The sequence below is a fragment of the Arthrobacter sp. H-02-3 genome, from assembly GCF_003097355.1.
GTDB classification, from domain to species: Bacteria; Actinomycetota; Actinomycetes; order Actinomycetales; family Micrococcaceae; genus Arthrobacter; species Arthrobacter humicola.
This window is the reverse complement of sequence record NZ_PYUI01000013.1, coordinates 92,638-108,730: the sequence shown is the minus strand read 5'-3', so window position 1 is coordinate 108,730 and position 16,093 is coordinate 92,638. Positions and strand designations below refer to the sequence as shown.

The 16,093-nt window shown below is 68.9% G+C and carries 14 protein-coding genes; 4 read left to right on the top strand and 10 right to left on the bottom strand.

The window, feature by feature from the left end; translation table 11 throughout:
- Nucleotides 1-14: 14 nt before the first annotated feature.
- Nucleotides 15-3,341, bottom strand: a complete 3,327-nt coding sequence (locus tag C9424_RS13735) for an ATP-dependent helicase (RefSeq protein WP_442862041.1) — start codon at nucleotides 3,339-3,341, stop codon at nucleotides 15-17.
- Nucleotides 3,342-3,460: 119 nt separating this feature from the next.
- Nucleotides 3,461-3,877 (bottom strand): MGMT family protein, encoded by a 417-nt coding sequence (locus C9424_RS13730; protein ID WP_116767367.1) that lies wholly within the window; start codon nucleotides 3,875-3,877, stop codon nucleotides 3,461-3,463.
- A 107-nt stretch (nucleotides 3,878-3,984) separates the two neighbouring features.
- On the opposite strand from C9424_RS13730, the gene C9424_RS13725 reads away from it, so the two are divergent.
- The 4 genes from C9424_RS13725 to C9424_RS13710 all read left to right on the top strand — a co-directional run bounded on the left by C9424_RS13725 (nucleotide 3,985) and on the right by C9424_RS13710 (nucleotide 7,517).
- Nucleotides 3,985-4,695 carry a 3'-5' exonuclease gene (locus tag C9424_RS13725; RefSeq protein ID WP_116767366.1) on the top strand — a complete coding sequence of 237 codons (711 nt, stop codon included), beginning with the start codon at nucleotides 3,985-3,987 and terminating at the stop codon, nucleotides 4,693-4,695.
- A 384-nt stretch (nucleotides 4,696-5,079) separates the two neighbouring features.
- Nucleotides 5,080-6,015: an ABC transporter substrate-binding protein gene (locus tag C9424_RS13720; protein ID WP_116767365.1), complete on the top strand. Its 936-nt coding sequence runs from the start codon at nucleotides 5,080-5,082 to the stop codon at nucleotides 6,013-6,015.
- A gap of 3 nt (nucleotides 6,016-6,018) precedes the next feature.
- The gene (locus C9424_RS13715; RefSeq protein ID WP_116767364.1) at nucleotides 6,019-6,783 is read left to right on the top strand and encodes an amino acid ABC transporter permease; all 765 of its coding nucleotides are present in this window, start codon (nucleotides 6,019-6,021) and stop codon (nucleotides 6,781-6,783) included.
- Nucleotides 6,780-7,517, top strand: a complete 738-nt coding sequence (locus C9424_RS13710) for an amino acid ABC transporter ATP-binding protein (protein ID WP_116767363.1) — start codon at nucleotides 6,780-6,782, stop codon at nucleotides 7,515-7,517. Before C9424_RS13715 ends, C9424_RS13710 begins: the two co-directional genes overlap by 4 nt.
- Before the next feature lie 105 nt (nucleotides 7,518-7,622).
- Here C9424_RS13710 and hemL read toward each other — a convergent pair whose 3' ends face one another.
- From hemL to C9424_RS13670, 8 genes are all read right to left on the bottom strand, one after another.
- On the bottom strand, nucleotides 7,623-8,963 hold the full coding sequence (hemL, locus tag C9424_RS13705) for a glutamate-1-semialdehyde 2,1-aminomutase (protein ID WP_116767362.1): 1,341 nt from the start codon (nucleotides 8,961-8,963) through the stop codon (nucleotides 7,623-7,625).
- A 30-nt stretch (nucleotides 8,964-8,993) separates the two neighbouring features.
- On the bottom strand, nucleotides 8,994-10,100 hold the full coding sequence (locus tag C9424_RS13700) for an LLM class flavin-dependent oxidoreductase (RefSeq protein WP_116767361.1): 1,107 nt from the start codon (nucleotides 10,098-10,100) through the stop codon (nucleotides 8,994-8,996).
- Nucleotides 10,097-11,080 carry a porphobilinogen synthase gene (gene hemB, locus C9424_RS13695; RefSeq protein ID WP_116767360.1) on the bottom strand — a complete coding sequence of 328 codons (984 nt, stop codon included), beginning with the start codon at nucleotides 11,078-11,080 and terminating at the stop codon, nucleotides 10,097-10,099. Before hemB ends, C9424_RS13700 begins: the two co-directional genes overlap by 4 nt.
- Complete coding sequence (locus C9424_RS13690; RefSeq protein ID WP_116767383.1) at nucleotides 11,077-11,994, bottom strand: uroporphyrinogen-III synthase; 918 nt, start codon at nucleotides 11,992-11,994, stop codon at nucleotides 11,077-11,079. Before C9424_RS13690 ends, hemB begins: the two co-directional genes overlap by 4 nt.
- Nucleotides 11,995-12,032: 38 nt before the next feature.
- On the bottom strand, nucleotides 12,033-13,031 hold the full coding sequence (hemC, locus tag C9424_RS13685) for a hydroxymethylbilane synthase (RefSeq protein ID WP_116767359.1): 999 nt from the start codon (nucleotides 13,029-13,031) through the stop codon (nucleotides 12,033-12,035).
- Nucleotides 13,028-14,314 carry a ferrochelatase gene (locus C9424_RS13680; protein WP_116767358.1) on the bottom strand — a complete coding sequence of 429 codons (1,287 nt, stop codon included), beginning with the start codon at nucleotides 14,312-14,314 and terminating at the stop codon, nucleotides 13,028-13,030. The genes hemC and C9424_RS13680 overlap by 4 nt, the downstream gene beginning before the upstream one ends.
- Nucleotides 14,311-15,057 (bottom strand): hydrogen peroxide-dependent heme synthase, encoded by a 747-nt coding sequence (hemQ, locus tag C9424_RS13675; protein ID WP_116767357.1) that lies wholly within the window; start codon nucleotides 15,055-15,057, stop codon nucleotides 14,311-14,313. The genes C9424_RS13680 and hemQ overlap by 4 nt, the downstream gene beginning before the upstream one ends.
- Nucleotides 15,058-15,178: 121 nt before the next feature.
- The gene (locus C9424_RS13670; protein WP_133247520.1) at nucleotides 15,179-15,850 is read right to left on the bottom strand and encodes a hypothetical protein; all 672 of its coding nucleotides are present in this window, start codon (nucleotides 15,848-15,850) and stop codon (nucleotides 15,179-15,181) included.
- Between the last annotated feature and the right edge of the window lie 243 nt (nucleotides 15,851-16,093).

Genomic DNA, 16,093 nt, shown 5'->3' with positions numbered 1-16,093 from the left:
CGGCGCCTCGGGGGTCATTCAGTTACCTGCTTTCCCCGCACGCACAGCGGGCACACTTCGGGGAGCCGGCAGCCGTGGCCGCCGTGGCCTCCCTTGGACGGATCGTGGCGGGCCTGGAAGGTGCTGCCGGACATCACCTGGGCGGCGTCGCCGACCATCTCCAGCGCCCAGTTGTCCTGGGGGTCGAGCGGGGCCTGGGCCTGGATGCCCGGGCTTTTGGTTGTCGTGCCGAGCTGGGCCAGGACGGCACCGCCCGGCAGCGGCGGCGGACCGTCGTCGGGGCCGGCAAAGCCGCCGGCCAGCACGGCGGCCTGGTAGGCGCCGAGCTGCGGATGACGCTCCAGATCCGCCTTGCCCGGCTGGCGCTTACCGGTCTTGAGGTCCACGATCACCAGGCGGCCCTCGGCGTCGATCTCCAGCCTGTCCACCTGGCCCCGGAGCACGGCGGGCCGGGCCGGGCCCGCGCTCCCGCCGTCGCCGGACTCAGGTCCGGCGACGGGCTCCGCCGGAAGGTCCGGCAGCTTCACCTCAAAGTCCTGCTCGACGCCGACCAGACTACGGCCTTCGCTCCGCATGATCAGGACATACTGGGCGAGCTTGCGGACCATGGACTCGGCACGCTGAAAATCCAGCTTGCCCTCCCAGTTGTCCTTCATCCCCAGGGTAGGCCAGCGCCGGACGAGTTCCGCCACGTATTCGCTTCCAGAGGCATCGGGGAGGTCCTGCGCGATGGCATGGACCAAGGTACCCAGGCTGCGGGCAAAATCCGTGGCGGCTTCTCCGCCGGCGGCCTGCACGAACCAGTCGAGCGGCGATTTCTGCACGGTTTCGACCTTCGAGGGCGAGACGAAGACTGTTCCGCCGGCAGGAACAACCGGCTCGTCGGAAGACAACCCGGCCAGTCCCCACCAGCTCGCCGGGTGTGCGCCCGGAACCGGCGGCCGAGCGGTGGCCAGGACGCCCAGCACGGCCGCGGCTTCGGCCGATTCGGCAGCTTTGGGATCCAGCTGTGCATACTGGCGCAGCTCCGCGACCAGGGCCCTGAGGGTCAGCGGACGCTCCACCGGGGTGAAGCCCCGGCGGTCCTGCCCCGGGCGCAGCGGCGCCACATAGTCCAGGAAGGAGGACGGTTGCTCGTCCTCCGAGGACACCGCCGTGCAGATCAGCACCTCGCGGGCGCGGGACACCGCGGTGGAAAAGCTCCTCAGTTCGTCATAACGGATTTCGCGCAGCCGGCTCAACGGATCCAGTTGCAGGGCATACTCGACGCCGTGTTCGACGGCGTCGGCGAACAAGGTGCTGCCGAGCAGTTCGCCACGCAGCCGGGTATTGGGCCACACGCCCTCTTGGAGCCCTGGCACAATCACCACAGGCCACTCCCGGCCGGCGGCACTGGCAGGGGTCATGAGTTCCACAGCGTCTTCCAGCTGCGCCCTGGCGGCGAGGGTATCCATGGGGAGCTCCTGGCTGAGCAAGTACTCGAGGAACTGCTCCGGTCCGGAACCGGGCAGCTGGTCGACGAAGCGCTCCGCGGTATGGAACAAGGCCATCATGGCATCGAGGTCACGGTCGGCCCTGGCACCGGCTGACCCGCCGGCCAGGGCGGCCTCGGTCCAGCGGGCGGCCAGTCCGGTCGAATGCCAGAGCGCCCACAGCACCGTCTCGGCGTTACCGCCGGGGGCCTCGGCGGCGTCGCGCCCGGCCCGGATCATCCGGGCAATGCGGCGGGCCGAATGTCCTTCGATGCCCAGTGTTGCCAACGCTCCGGGCTCCAGCAGGGCCTCGACAAGGAGGGCGTCGCTGGTCCGTCCGCCGCCGCCGAGAAGTTCCTCGCGGCGGAGCGATTGACGCAGCCTCCGCAACTCAATCGAGGTGGCACCGCCGATCCGGGACGTCAGCAAGGACACGGCCGACTCTGGCGTGAGCGCGGCCGGGTCAAGGGCCACGGCGTAGGCATCCAGCAGCGGACGCACCGCGACCTCGTCCCGGACCGCCGATTCGGCCACGGGAATCCGGACCGGAATGCCTTGGCCGGCCAGGTACCGCTGCAGCTGGCTCAACTGGCCGCCGTTGCGAACGATCACGGCGATGTCCCCGAGGTCCCGGGCGTCGTTCAGCTGGGCTTCGAGGATCCGCTGCGCCACATACCGCAGTTCATGGACCGGAGACGGCAGCAGGTGTGCCTCGACCGTCCCCGGATTGACGTCGGCGCCACGGGACGGCCCGCCCGGAGCGGGGTCCGGCGTGGGATCCGGAGCGGGGTCCGGGGAGGGGGCCGGCGCGGGAAGGGGCTCAGGTTGTTCGAGCCGGCGTGCGGACAGGCCACCGGACCGCAGGGAGATGCGCTCGGCCACCGACAGCCACGACTCCGCCACGGCCGGGGCGTGCCGATGCGCAATCCAGAGGGGACGTTCCAGGATCACTCCGTCGGCGGCCAGGAGACGGGGAAGCTCGGCCACGAGATCCGGGCGCGCCCCCCGGAAGCCCTGAACCACGGTGTCCGGCGAGGCGGTGATGATGGCGTCCTTGCCGGCTGCGATGTCAGCAAGCAGTTCGAAGACCGCGGGGTTCGCTTCCTGGATGTCGTCCACGAGGATCAGCTGGAGGCGCTCGCGTTCGGCCGCGAGGAAATCCGGGGCGTCCTGGAAGATCTGGCGTGCTGCGGTGATGATGCCGGCGGGGTCGAAGGCCTCCGGCATGCGCAGGTCCAGGACGTCACGGTACTCGGAGTACAGGGCGGCCGCCGGAATCCAGTCGGGCCGGTTGCACCGCCGGGCCAGGGCCACGAGATCCTCCGCCGTCCGCCCGGATTCGATGATGCGGTCGAAGAGTTGGCGCACTTCCTGCCGGAAACCGCGGGTCTGCAGGGCGGCGCCCAGATCCTCCGGCCATGGCAGCTCGAGGCCGGGCAGCGCATGCCCTTCGAGCAGTTCCTTGATGATGAGGTCCTGCTCCGGGCCGGAGAGCAGCTTCGGCTGGCGCGGCAGCGGCAGGATGCCTTCCGCTTTGGCGCGGCGGATCAGATCGAAGGCGTACGACGCCCAGGTGCGGGCCGGCGTCGTGCTCAGGCTCCGGTCCAGGCGGGCTGTGAAGCGGTCGCGGAGAGTATCGGCGGCGAGCCTGCCGGGAGCCAGGATGAGCATCCGTTCCGGGTCCAGGCCGTCACGTTGGGTGCGGTGGACGGCGGCTTCGACGAGGACCGTCGACTTCCCCGTGCCCGGCGCGCCCGGCACCAGAACGGGGCCAGAGCCCGGCGGGACCTGGACGACGGCGAGCTGGTCGGGCGACAGCACCGGGACCGCGCTGTGGTGGGTCCGGGGAGGCAACAACCGCAGCCCCACACCCGCTGTCTGCCCCGTTCCCGTTCCTTTTCCCGTGCCAGTTCCCTGATGGGCATGGGACGCGGACCGCTGCAGGCCCGGATCGAAGCTTTCGGGCTGCTGAACCTCGGTCACTTTACTCACACAGTCATCTCATCATCCGGTACCGACAATTTATGCAACTCCCGCTCGAGCCGCTCAGTGATGGCATCTATCCGGTCGAAGTCGGCGTCGCTGGGCACCCATCGGCCGGCGGCCAGGTTCACGCGCCAGCGGCCCTCGCCGGTCCGGAGGAAATCGGCGTGACTGCCCAGCAGCGGCGTGCCTTCCTGCAGATAGAGCGTCAATGCCTCGCGCTCATGTCCGGGAGGCGCATCCCCGCTGGCCTTCAGGACCCGCCACCACGGCACGTGGCTGCCATAGTGGCTCATGACGGAACCGACCTGGCGCGGACCTCCGGAGCCAAGCAGTTCCGCAACGTCGCCGTAGGCCACCGCGGTGCCGGCCGGGATCAACGCCACCAGCTCCAGCACCGCCTCCACATACTCCGTTCGCATCGATCCAGCCTAGCTGGCCACAGGTCGCGTCAGTGCAGGCCCCGCACCCGGACGGCACGCGCCGGGAGCGGTCAAGAACTGTCGGAGGCAGAAGGTAGCGTTGAAGCATGAGCACCTGGAACAGCCTTCCCCGCGCAGCCTTCGACCTCGAAACAACGGGCCGCAACTCCCGCTCGGCGCGGATCGTCACCGCATCCGTCACCGTCGTGGACGCCGGCGGCGAGGTGATCAAGGAGCATGAGTGGCTCGCCGATCCCGGCGTCGAGATTCCCACCGAGGCCAGCGACGTCCACGGCATCACCACGGAGCAGGCCCGCCGCGAGGGCAGACCTGCCGCCGAGGTGACACGGGAGCTCGCTGCCGTCTTGCAGGAACTGTTCGATGACGGCGTACCCGTCATAGCCTTCAACGCCAGCTACGACTTCACCGTGCTCGCGGCCGAGTCGGCCCGCTACGGCGTCCCGCAGTTGAGCCGCTTCCCCGTCCTGGACCCGTACATCATGAACAAGCAGGTGGACCGGTACCGCAAGGGCAAGCGCACGCTCACCGCCCTGTGTGAGGAATACGGCATCAATCTGGACAACGCCCACACCTCGGCCGCCGACGCCCTGGCAACCTTGCGCATGCTCGACGCCATGGCCGGAAAATTCCCCAAGCTCAGGATGCCGGCGGCCAACCTGCACCAGCTCCAGGTCGAATGGGCCTCGGCCCAGGCCGCGGATTTCCAGAGTTACCTGCGCAAGACCAAACCGGCCGCCGTCATTGAAGGCGACTGGCCCGTCCTGCCCCCGGAAGACGCCAGCCGCGGCGACTTCTAAACTGCCGGTCTGCCCTTCGCGAAAACTTCTTAATACGAAACGTTGGGCGGCAAAAAGACTTACTTAGTCTTCCCCGGCGCCCAATTCCAGCCATTGAGACGGAACTCACACGCCCCGGGGCCCCCAACTGCCCGGCCCTTCCACGCCAATGATTCCGCCGTACCCGTCCGGCGCTACCCGGAACACTGACCATGACGCAGGAGGATGAAGATACTTCGCGGTGGGCGCACTCCCGCGCTGATTAATTCGGATTGAATCCGCGTCCACACCGGATGACACAATTATCTTTCGCGGCTTGCCTGCCCATCCGGCGCCCAAGCCAGCAGCCGGGGCCCGATGAGTCGCCCCGCGCCCCACTGAATTTCAGACGAAAGTGATTGCGTGATGAAAAGCAAAGCCTTGAAGTGGCTGACAACCGTTCCCGTGGCACTCGCCGTGGCGGTCTCCCTTGCAGCGTGCGGCGGCGGGTCGGCGCAGACCACGGCGTCACCGACGGATGCGCTCAAGGGCAGCGACCAGACCTCCCTGGACAAGTACACCACCAAGGACGTCACCCCCCTGGACAAGATTGACAAGGCCAAGCTCGGCCTGATCAGCGACGGAACCCTCACCGTGGGAACCCTGTCGGACGCCCCGCCGAACATCTACATCGACAAGTCCGGCAAATTCACCGGCTACGACAACGAGCTCCTGCGCGCGATCGCGGACAAGCTGGGCCTCAAGGTGGAGTTCAAGTCGACCGGCTTCGCGTCGCTGCTCTCCCAGGTCGCGAACAAGCAGTTCGACCTCGGCTCCTCGTCGATTTCCACCACTGATGCCCGCCGCAAGACCGTAGGCTTCACCAACGGCTACGACTTCGGCTACATGGCCGTTGTTGCCAAGAAGGACTCCAACGTCAAGGGCTTCAAGGACCTGACCAAGGACACCCGCATCGCCGTAGTCCAGGGCACTGTGCAGGACGACTACGTCACGAACACCCTCCAGATCGAGCCGGTCCGCTTCGAGGACTACAACACCGCCTACGCAAACTTGAAGAACGGACAGGTTGACGCCTGGGTCGCACCGTCCCAGCAGGCCACCGGCCAGGTCAAGGAAGGCGACGGCACCGTCATTGCCGAGTCGGTCGTGAACACCCAGAACTTCACCGCCTACGCCGTGAACAAGGACAATCAGGCACTCATTGACGCGCTGAACTCCGGCCTCGACGCCGTGATTGCCGACGGCACCTGGTCCAAGCTGACCAAGGAATGGTACCCGGACCGCGAGACCCCGGCCACGTGGTCCCCGGGTTCCAAGGCTGTCACCGTTCCGAAGTCCTAGTCCATGGATGCACTCGATCAACTCGTAAAGACCTTCTTTGACTGGGAGGCGATGGCGGCCGTCCTGCCGAACATGATTATGGTCGGCCTGCCCAACACCCTGATCCTCGCGGTTTCCTCGGGCGTGCTCGGGTGCATCCTGGGCATGGTCCTGGCCGTCATGGGAACGTCCCGCATCACTGCGCTGCGCTGGCTCTCCCGGATCTACACGGACATCTTCCGCGGCGTCCCCGCCATTGTGGTCATCCTCCTCATCGGCATCGGGCTTGGACCGGTGGTCAGGGAACTGACCGGATCCACCAATCCGTTCCCGCTCGGTATCCTCGCCCTGACGCTCATGGCATCCGCCTACATCGGCGAGATCTTCCGCTCGGGCATCCAGAGCGTGGAGAAGGGCCAGCTGGAAGCTTCCCGGGCCCTGGGCTTCAGCTACGGCGATTCCATGCGCCTCGTGGTGATTCCGCAGGGCATCCGCCGCGTGCTGCCGGCCCTGGTCAACCAGTTCATCTCGCTGATCAAGGACTCCTCCCTGATCTATCTGCTGGGCCTGCTCGCCAGCCAGCGCGAGATCTTCCGCATCGGTAACGATGCCGCCGCCAACACGGGGAACCTGTCACCGCTGATCGCCGCGGCGTTCATGTACCTCATCCTGACCGTTCCGCTCACCCACTTGGTCAACTACATCGACAACCGCCTGCGCACCGGCCGTCCGGAGAAACGGCAGCCGGACGACGCCGCGGCCCTGATCGGGAAGGGAGCACAGCCATGAGCGAATTCGCCTCCGGTTCGCTGACCGGCAAGAACCTGCACCTGTCCTTCGGCTCGAACCATGTCCTGCGCGGCATCGACCTGCACGTCGAGAAGGGCACCACCGCGTCGGTGATCGGCCCCTCCGGATCGGGCAAGTCCACGCTGTTGCGCGTCATGAACCGCCTGATCGAACCGGATCAGGGCGACATCCTGCTGGACGGCCGCTCGGTCCTGAAGGACAACCCGGACGAGCTTCGCCAGCGGATCGGCATGGTGTTCCAGCAGTTCAACCTGTTCCCGCACAAGACCGTCGTGGACAACGTCTCGCTCGCGCTGCGGAAGCTGCGCAAGCTGCCGGCCGAGCAGGCCCGGGCCGAGGCTCTCGAGCAGCTCGACCTCGTTGGGCTCAAGCACAAGGCCGACGCGCGTCCCGCCAACCTCTCCGGCGGCCAGCAGCAGCGCGTCGCCATTGCGCGCGCCCTGGCCATGAAGCCGGAAGTGATGTTCTTCGACGAGGCCACCTCGGCCCTCGACCCGGAGCTCGTCAAGGGCGTGCTGGCGCTGATGGCCGACCTCGCCAAGGGCGGCATGACCATGGTGGTGGTGACCCACGAGATGGGCTTCTCCCGCAACGTTTCGGACACTGTGACGTTCATGGACGGCGGCGTCGTCGTGGAGTCCGGCCCGCCGGAACAGATCTTCACGAACCCGCGGACCGAACGGCTGCAGGGATTCCTCGCGGACGTTCTCTAGTTCGCCTGCCGCCCTTCCGGCGCTGCCGGCGTTCGCAGCGTTAACGACTGATGGCACCCGCCGCTGCGGGTGCCATCAGTTGTTAAGGCTTCGGTCGGCTAACGATCAGGGACGCTGCGCTTTCGCGGCGGCGGCCGCCTTCGCCGCGGCCGGCAGGGCGTCGAAGATCCGGTTCATCGCGGCGTCGTCGTGCGCGGCGGAGAGGAACCAGGCTTCAAAGACCGACGGCGGCAGGTAGACGCCCGAGTCCAGCATCGAGTGGAAGAAGGGGGCGTAGCGGAACACTTCCTGGCCCTGGGCGTCGTCGTAGTTGTGCACGCCCCGGGCGCCCGTGCCGAAGGCCACGGAGAACAGGTTGCCGGCGCGCTGGATGGAGTGGTCCACGCCGGCGGCGTCGAGGGCGGAGGACAGCGCCGCGGAGAGCTCCAGGGAGCGGGCGTCCACGAACGAGTAGACCTCGGGGGTGGCGTGGGTGAGGGTCGCGACGCCGGCGGCCATGGCCACCGGGTTCCCGGAGAGGGTGCCGGCCTGGTAGACGGGGCCCAGGGGCGCCAGGTAGTCCATGACGTCGGCGCGTCCGCCGAGGGCCGCCGTCGGCATGCCTCCGCCGATGACCTTTCCGAACGTCAGCAGGTCCGGGGTCCACGGCTCGGCGGCGTCGGCGGCCCCGCCGGTCAGGCCCCAGTAGCCGGAGTAGCCGGTGCGGAACCCGGTGAGGACCTCGTCGAGGATCAGCAGGGCGCCGTGCCCCCGGGTGATCCGGGAAAGACCTGCGTTGAAGCCCTCGCCGGGGGTGACCACGCCCATGTTGGCCGGGGCGGCCTCGGTGATGACAGCGGCGATGCTGTCACCGTGCTTGGCGAAGGCGGCCTCGACGGCGTCGAGGTCGTTGTACGGCAGCACGAGGGTCTCGGCCGCCGTCGCGGCGGTGACGCCGGCCGAGCCGGGCAGCGCGAGGGTCGCCAGGCCGGAACCTGCCGCGGCGAGGAGGCCGTCGAGGTGGCCGTGGTAGCAGCCGGCGAACTTGATGACGAGGTTCCGGCCGGTGAAGCCGCGGGCCAGCCGGATGGCGGTCATGGTGGCTTCGGTGCCGGTGGAGACCATCCGGACGCGTTCGGCGGCCGGGACGCGCTCCTTGACGATCGCGGCCAGGTTGGCCTCGTCGGGCGTGGACGCACCGAAGGACAGGCCGCGGTCGACGGCGGCATGCACGGCGGCGATGACCTCCGGGTGGGCGTGCCCCAGCAGCGCCGGACCCCAGGAGCAGACGAGGTCGACGTAGTCCGCGCCGTCGGCGTCGGTGAGATAGGCGCCCTTGGCGGACACCATGAACCGCGGCGTCCCGCCCACGGAGCCGAAGGCGCGCACGGGTGAGTTCACGCCGCCCGGCATCAGCTGGCGGGCGCGGTCAAAGAGTTCCTCGTTGCGAGGCATGCTGGAAGTCATGGTTCCTATTCTTTCAGTTCTGCGGCCGGGTCATTTTCCTGCGGCCTTGGCCAGCAGTGCGGTGACGCGGGGCGCCACTTCGGTGCCGAACAGTTCGATCGAGCGCATCATGGCCGGGTGCGGCAGGGTGCCGTTGCTGTATTTGAGGTCAAAGCGGTCCACGCCGAGGTTCTTCTTCAGCAGCGCGATTTTTGCGGCCACGGTATCCGGAGACCCCACGTAGAGTGCTCCCTCGGGCGTGCACATGGCATCAAACTCGGCCCGGTTGCCTGGGCCCCAGCCGCGCTCCGCGCCAATCCTGTTGCGCATCGCGATCCAGTGCGGGAAGAACTCCTCCCGTGCTTCCTCGTCGGTAGCGGCGATGTGGCCGGGTGAATGCGTGGCCATCTGCTGCATCGGGTGCCCGTATTTGCCCATGGCCTCGCGGTAGAGGCCGGCCAACGGGGCGAAGGACCGCGGCTGGCCGCCGATGATGGCGAAGATGATCGGGTAGCCGTATTCTGCGCAGCGCAGCACGGATTCAGGGGTGCCGCCGACGCCGATCCAGGTTGGCAGCAGGTGGTGTTCCAGGGGCGGGTAGACGCTCAGGCCGTTGATGGCGGGCCGGGTGCGCCCTTCCCAGTGGACCGGCTTCTGCGCCCGGACCTTGTCGAAGAGCTCGAGCTTTTCCTCGAAGAGGACGTCGTAGTCGGCCAGGTCCAGGCCGAACAGCGGGAAGGATTCGATGAACGAACCGCGGCCCAGCATGATTTCGGCCCGGCCGCTGGAGATGGCGTCCACCGTGGCAAAGCGCTGGAAGACCCGGATGGGGTCATCGGAGCTGAGGACGGTGACGGCCGAGCCGAGCCGGATGTGCTTGGTGCGGGCAGCCGCCGCGGCGAGGAAGACTTCCGGGGCCGAGACCGCGAAGTCGCGGCGGTGGTGTTCCCCCACGGCGAAGGCGTGCAGGCCGACCTCGTCCGCGAGCTCGGCCTGTTCCAAGAGCTGCCGCAGGACCTGGGCGTGCGGGACGGGATGGCCGTCGGGGAAAACGCCGACGTCACCGAAGGTGTTCAGGCCCAGGAGGATGCGTTCCGGCCCGACCGGGGCCGTGGGGTTCTCCCCGGGTGCCGGCTCAGGCGTAGTCGCGGTGTTCACCGGGATTCCTTCAGCCAGCCGGCGAGCTCGCTGGCCCAGTAGGTCAGCACCATGTTGGCGCCGGCGCGCTTGATGCCCAGGACGGATTCGGTGATGGCGGCCCGGCGGTCGATCCAGCCGTTCGCTGCTGCGGCCTCGATCATCGAGTACTCGCCGGAAATCTGGTAGGCGGCCACCGGTACCGGGCTCATGGCGGCGACGTCGGCGAGGATGTCCAGATAGCTCATGGCGGGCTTCACCATGACCATGTCGGCGCCTTCGGCCAGGTCCAGGTCCACCTCGAGGATGGCTTCCCGGCGGTTGGCGGCGTCCATCTGGTAAGTCCGGCGGTCGCCGGTCAGCTGCGAGTCGACGGCCTCGCGGAACGGGCCGTAGAACGCCGAGGCGTACTTAGCGGCGTAAGCGACCACGGCGGTGGTGGCGTGCCCGGATTCCTCGAGGGCCTGCCGGATGACGGCGACCTGGCCGTCCATCATGCCGGACGGCCCCAGGACGTGGGCGCCGGCGTCGGCCTGTGCGACGGCCATCTGGCCGTAGATTTCCAGGGTCGCGTCGTTGTCCACGTAGCCGTTGGCGTCCAGGACGCCGCAGTGGCCGTGGTCGGTGAACTCGTCGAGGCACACATCGCTCATGATCACAAGCTCGTCGCCAACTTCGGCGCGGACGTCCCTGATGGCTTTGTTCAGCACACCGTCGGGGTCCAGGGAGGCGGTGCCGCGCGCATCCCGGACGGCGGGGACACCGAACAGCATGATGCCGCCGACGCCCAGCCGCACGGCCTCGGCAGCGGCCCGCTTGAGCGAATCGGTGGTGTGCTGCTGCACGCCGGGCATCGAGGCAATCGGGTTGGGCTCGGTCAGCCCTTCGCGGATGAAGGCGGGAAGGATCAGTTCCGCAGCGGAGAGGCGGTGCTCCGCGGTCAGGCGCCGCATGGCGGGGGTGGTGCGAAGCCGGCGGGGCCGGTGGGTCGGGAAGCTCATGTGTTGTCCTTCGCTGGATGCTGGGATGGTTGGGAGCGGACGACGGCGGCGACGAGGCCGGACGCGGTGGGAGCTTCGGCGACGGCGGCGACGGTGAGTCCAAGACCGGCCGCCTCGCCCGCCGTCGAGCGTCCGATCGCAACGAACCGGCACGCGCCGAGCGGGGCGAGGTCCGCGTGGATGCGGCGGGCCGCGCTCGGCGAGGCGGCGACAACGGCGTCGAGCCGTCCGGCCCGGATCTCACGTTTCGCGTCGGCGGCCGTGAGGACTTCGGCCGGCGGCCCGGCGTCGGCTTCCTCCAGCGGGGGCCTGCAGGCCGGGAGGCTCAGGCCGGGATCAGCCGGGTAGTCCACCGTCCGGTAGGCGGTGACGGCCTGCACCGACGCGCCGCGGGCTTCCAACCCGCGGCGGAGCCTGGAATCGGCGATGTCCGCCTGGGGCAGGAACACGCTGTTGCGGCCTTCGGGCCAGACGCCGAGCAGGCCGGCGCCCGACTGCAGTGCCGTCGGTGCGAGGTCCACGCTGACACCCCGGGACTCGAGGATCTGCCGCGTCGCGGGGCCGATCGTGGCCACCTGGACGTGCCCGGGCAGCCAGGCGCCCAAGGTGGAGCCACGCTCCGCGGCCTTGGCCTCCAGCACCTGGACGGTGGTCGCGCTGCTGATGACAAGCCAGTTGTAGGCGCCGGCGCCCAAGGCATCGAAGGCGACGTCGAGGGAGTGCTGGTCGCGTGCCACCTCGAAGTCGATCAGGGGCAGCAGCACCGGCTCGGCGCCAAGGCGGCGCAGGGCCGCGACCAGCTCGCCGGCGCGGTCCGGGCTGCGGGCGATCAGGATCCGGGCTCCCGCGAGGGCTCCCTGGTCGTGGGTGGCCGGCCCGCTGCTGCCCTCATTCAGGGCATTTTCCCGTCCCATGATGCGGTCCCGTCCCATAATGCGCTGGATCCCCCGGTTCAGGATGCGGTCAGGTCCGCGATATCGGCGGCGCCGCGGGCCAGCAGGACTTCCGCCAGTTCGATCCCCAGCAGAGTGGCCCCCACCTCGGTCAATCCGTCGGTGGCCTTCCGGTCCCGGACGGTGGCGGTGCCGTCGACGGCGCAGACCACGGCTTCGAGGTGCAGCATGCTTCCCTTGCGGTAGGCGTAGGCGCCCACCGGTGCGGCACAGCCTGCCTCAAGGCGGGCCAGGAGCGCCCGCTCGGCGGTGACGGCGAGCCGGGTGTCGTGATCGTCGAGGGCTGCGAGGGCCTGGGCGAGGACGCCCTGGGACCCTTCGGTGGACCCGGCCTTGCGGGGCGCGTCGGCCGTGCGGCATTCGATCGCGAGGGATCCCTGCCCGGCGGCCGGCAGCATAATGTCCGTCTCGAGGTATTCGCTGACCGTGTCCAGCCGGCCGATCCGGTGCAGCCCGGCTGCGGCGAGGACGACGGCGTCGAGGTCGCAGGACTTGCCGTCCACCATGGCGTCGGTCGTGTTGCCCGGCAAGCCGGGGACGCGTCCGAGCCGGGTGTCGACGTTGCCGCGGATGTCCCGGATGTCCAGGTCCGGACGGGCGGCGCGCAGCTGGGCTGCGCGCCGCGGGGAACCGGTGCCCACGCTGGCGCCGGCGGGCAGGTCCGCGAGCTTGAGCCCGTCGCGGGCGCAGAGCACATCGCGGACGTCGACTCGTTTCGGCGTCGCCGCGAGCGTCAGGCCAAGCGCCGGCCCGGTGGGCAGGTCCTTGAGCGAGTGCACGGCGACGTCGCATGCGTTCTGCAGCAGGGCGTCGCGCAGGGCCGCCACGAACACGCCGGTTCCGCCCATCTGGGACAGCGATCCGGTAAGGACATCACCGTCGGTCCGGATGTGGACAAGCTCCACGGCGAACCCGCCGACGGCGGCCAGCTGGTCCGCGGTCTGCTGCGTCTGGGTGAGGGCCAGTTTGCTGGCGCGGGTTCCGATCCGGACGGTCACAGCGTTGCCTGACCAGCCGCCGGGGTCGCCATATCCGCGGCTGCGGGCGTTGCGGCGGGGTAGGGATCGTGGCCCGTGCCGATGCTGGTGTCAGCGCCCGCGATGGTGGGCTTTTCGCCACGAAAGTTGGCGCAGCAGCCGGGCCGGCAGACGTCGTACCAGGGGCCGAGTTTGGTCAGGTGGGGCCGGTCCGCGATGTTGTTCGCCGCGGTCCGTTCGCAGATCAGGTCCACGATCCCGCCGACGAACTTCCGGTGCGTGCCGGGGGTGGGGACGCGGGTGGCCGCCAGGCCCAGCTTGCCGCAGGTCTCCAGTGCCTCGGTGTCCAGGTCCCAGACAACCTCCATGTGGTCGCTGACGAAGCCCAGCGGCACGATCACGACGCCCTTGACGCCCTGGCCGGCGAGCTCCTCGATGGCGTCGTTGATGTCGGGTTCGAGCCACGGGACGTGCGGGGCGCCGGAGCGGGACTGGTAGACGAGGGACCACGGTGCGGTCAGGCCGGTCTCGGCTTCGACGCGGCGGATGACCTCGGTTCCGGTGGCGAGGTGCTGGGCCACGTAGGCGGAGTCTTCCTCGAAGTGGCGGGGCTCGCCCTCGGAGCGGCCGGCGGCTTCGGCGTCGCGGGTAGGGATGGAGTGGGTGGCGAACAGGATGTGCACCGGGGCGTCGGGGGTGCTGGCCGCGGTGAGCTGTGCGCGGACGTCGGCCAGGCCGGCGGCGGTGCCCTCGATGAACGGCTCGACGAAGCCGGGGTGGTCAAAGTACTGCCGCACCTTGTCCACTTCGAGTTTTCCGTCCAGCCCGGTTTCGGTCAGGGCCATGCCAATGTCCTCGCGGTACTGGCGGCAGCTGGAGTAGCAGGAGTAGGCGCTCGTGGTGACCATGAGGACCTTGCGGTGCCCGGCGTCGTACATCTCCTGGAGCGTCTGCGGGATGTAGGGATCCCAGTTGCGGTTGCCCCAGAAGACCGGCAGTTCGATGCCGCGGGTGGCAAGTTCGGCCTCCATGGCGGCCTTGAGGGCGCGGTTCTGCTGGTTGATGGGGCTGATGCCGCCGTTGGCGCGGTAGTGGTGCGAGACCGCTTCGAGCCGCTCGTCCGGGATGCCACGGCCACGGGTGACATTGCGGAGGAACGGGATGACGTCCTCCTGGCCTTCCGGGCCGCCAAAGGAGGCGAGGAGGACGGCGTCGTACTCCTTGGGAGCCATCCGGCCTGCCTCGGTGACGGGGTTCACGGCGGTCACCGCCGTGGCGGTCTCCTGGGGATCCAGCGGGCTCATGCAAGGACCTCGGCGATCTCGGCGGCGCTGACGCGCCGACCGGTGTAAAAGGGGATTTCCTCGCGCACATGGTGACGCGCCTCGGTGGCGCGCAGGTGGCGCATCAGGTCCACGAGGTCCACGAGTTCCGGAGCTTCCAGGCCGAGGATCCATTCCCAGTCGCCCAGGGCGAAGGAGGAGACGGTGTTGGAAATGACCTGCGGGAAGTCGCGGCCCAGGAGGCCGTGGTCGCGAAGCATCGCGCCGCGCTCGGCGTCCGGCAGGAGGTACCACTCGTAGGAGCGGACGAACGGGTAGACGCACAGCCACTCGGCCGGTTCGACGCCGCGGGAGAAGGCGGGCGTGTGGTTCTTGGCGAACTCCGCCTCGCGGTGGACGCCCATGGCGGACCAGGCGATCTCGGTCCCGGTGAAGAGCGTGCTGCGGCGGATGTCCCGGACGGCCCGCTGCAGGGCCTCGGGCTTGGGCCCGTGGAGCCAGATCATGATGTCCGCGTCCGCGCGCATGGCGGAAACGTCGTAGCTGCCGCGGTGGACCACGCCGGCGTCGGCGAGGCGTGCCAGCAGGGACTCGAAGTCTTGGGCCGCATTCGCGTCGCGGGCGGTGTCCGCGGACCGCTTGAAAACGGTCCAGAGGGTGAAGAACTGCTCGGTTGAATCGTCGGGCGCCGAGGCCCCGGCGACTGATTCTCCGGGGACGGGCATTCCGGTTTTAGTGACAGATTCGGCAGAAGTGTGGCTCATGGTTACCAGTCTGCCTCCTCTCTCCAGCTAAGTCGAAAAAAAGCACTTCTACAACGCGTAGAAGTGCTTTATTTCACAAGCCGGGGGCGACTGCCCTGGAATCCGGGCAGCCGGGATGCCGTCAGGTCCTGCGCATCCGGACAGCGATGACGCCGGCGCCCACTGACAGCGCCACCAGGCCGATGCCCCAGCCGATCAGCGGGGACGGTCCGGCCGGTTCCACAGCGGACGTGGCCTGCAGCGACGTGCTGCCGGAGTGGCCCGCGGCTGTGGCCGGTGCTGTTTTCGAACCGGCCGCGTTCGAACCGGTGGAGGAGGGCCGGGGCGTTGCAGTATTCGATGCCGGCGCCGGCGTGCCAGCGCCGCTTCCGGCTTGCCCGGCAGTTCCGGGCCCGGTCCCGGTGGCAGCGCTGCCAGCGTTGCCACCTGCGGACGGCTGGCCGGGCACCTGTCCGGGGACGGATCCGGCTGCTGCCCCGTCCGCGGCCGGCGCTCCCGGCGCCGTGACCGGCGTGCCGGGGTTTTGCGGTGCGGAGGGCGGGGCCACGTTGGCCGACGGGGTGCCGGATGGCGGCGCGCTGGTGCTGGGAGCCGTGGACCCGGGGTTGCTGGGCTCCGGGCTGCCGGACTCGGGGATCGTGGGTTCCGGGCTGCTGCTGCGGGACGGCGGTTGCATCGGCTCCGCTTCTTCGTCCGAGCCGGAGGACGGCGAGGGGCTCGGTGTGGGCGACGGGCTCCGCGTCGGCGAGGAGCCGAGCAGACTGTCCAGCACGTCACCCAGGCCGAGGGTCAAGGAACCCTGGGTCGACGGCGGGGTGGATGCCGCTGCGGATAAACCAGTGGCAGCATTCGAAGCAGGAACTCCTGCGGAAACAGCCAGTACCGCCCCGAGCGCGGCTGCCGCTGCGCCGCGTCGAAGACTCCTATGGCGCCGGGTCGTCGTTGTTGACACGTTGGACCTGAAAATAACCATGGTCATCGAGCCTAGCCGGAATCGACCGCGAGGAAAAACCAGCCTAATTCCGCGGAATACCGG

Bases quoted from the DNA above. Each gene is read 5' to 3' on its own strand.
- C9424_RS13725 (WP_116767366.1), top strand. From the start codon at position 3,985: ATGAGCACCTGGAACAGCCTTCCCCGCGCAGCCTTCGACCTCGAAACA.
- C9424_RS13720 (WP_116767365.1), top strand. From the start codon at position 5,080: ATGAAAAGCAAAGCCTTGAAGTGGCTGACAACCGTTCCCGTGGCACTC.
- C9424_RS13715 (WP_116767364.1), top strand. From the start codon at position 6,019: ATGGATGCACTCGATCAACTCGTAAAGACCTTCTTTGACTGGGAGGCG.
- C9424_RS13730 (WP_116767367.1), bottom strand. From the start codon at position 3,877: ATGCGAACGGAGTATGTGGAGGCGGTGCTGGAGCTGGTGGCGTTGATC.
- hemB (WP_116767360.1), bottom strand. From the start codon at position 11,080: ATGAGCTTCCCGACCCACCGGCCCCGCCGGCTTCGCACCACCCCCGCC.
- C9424_RS13690 (WP_116767383.1), bottom strand. From the start codon at position 11,994: ATGGGACGGGAAAATGCCCTGAATGAGGGCAGCAGCGGGCCGGCCACC.
- hemQ (WP_116767357.1), bottom strand. From the start codon at position 15,057: ATGAGCCACACTTCTGCCGAATCTGTCACTAAAACCGGAATGCCCGTC.
- hemL (WP_116767362.1), bottom strand. From the start codon at position 8,963: ATGACTTCCAGCATGCCTCGCAACGAGGAACTCTTTGACCGCGCCCGC.
- C9424_RS13680 (WP_116767358.1), bottom strand. From the start codon at position 14,314: ATGAGCCCGCTGGATCCCCAGGAGACCGCCACGGCGGTGACCGCCGTG.
- C9424_RS13710 (WP_116767363.1), top strand. From the start codon at position 6,780: ATGAGCGAATTCGCCTCCGGTTCGCTGACCGGCAAGAACCTGCACCTG.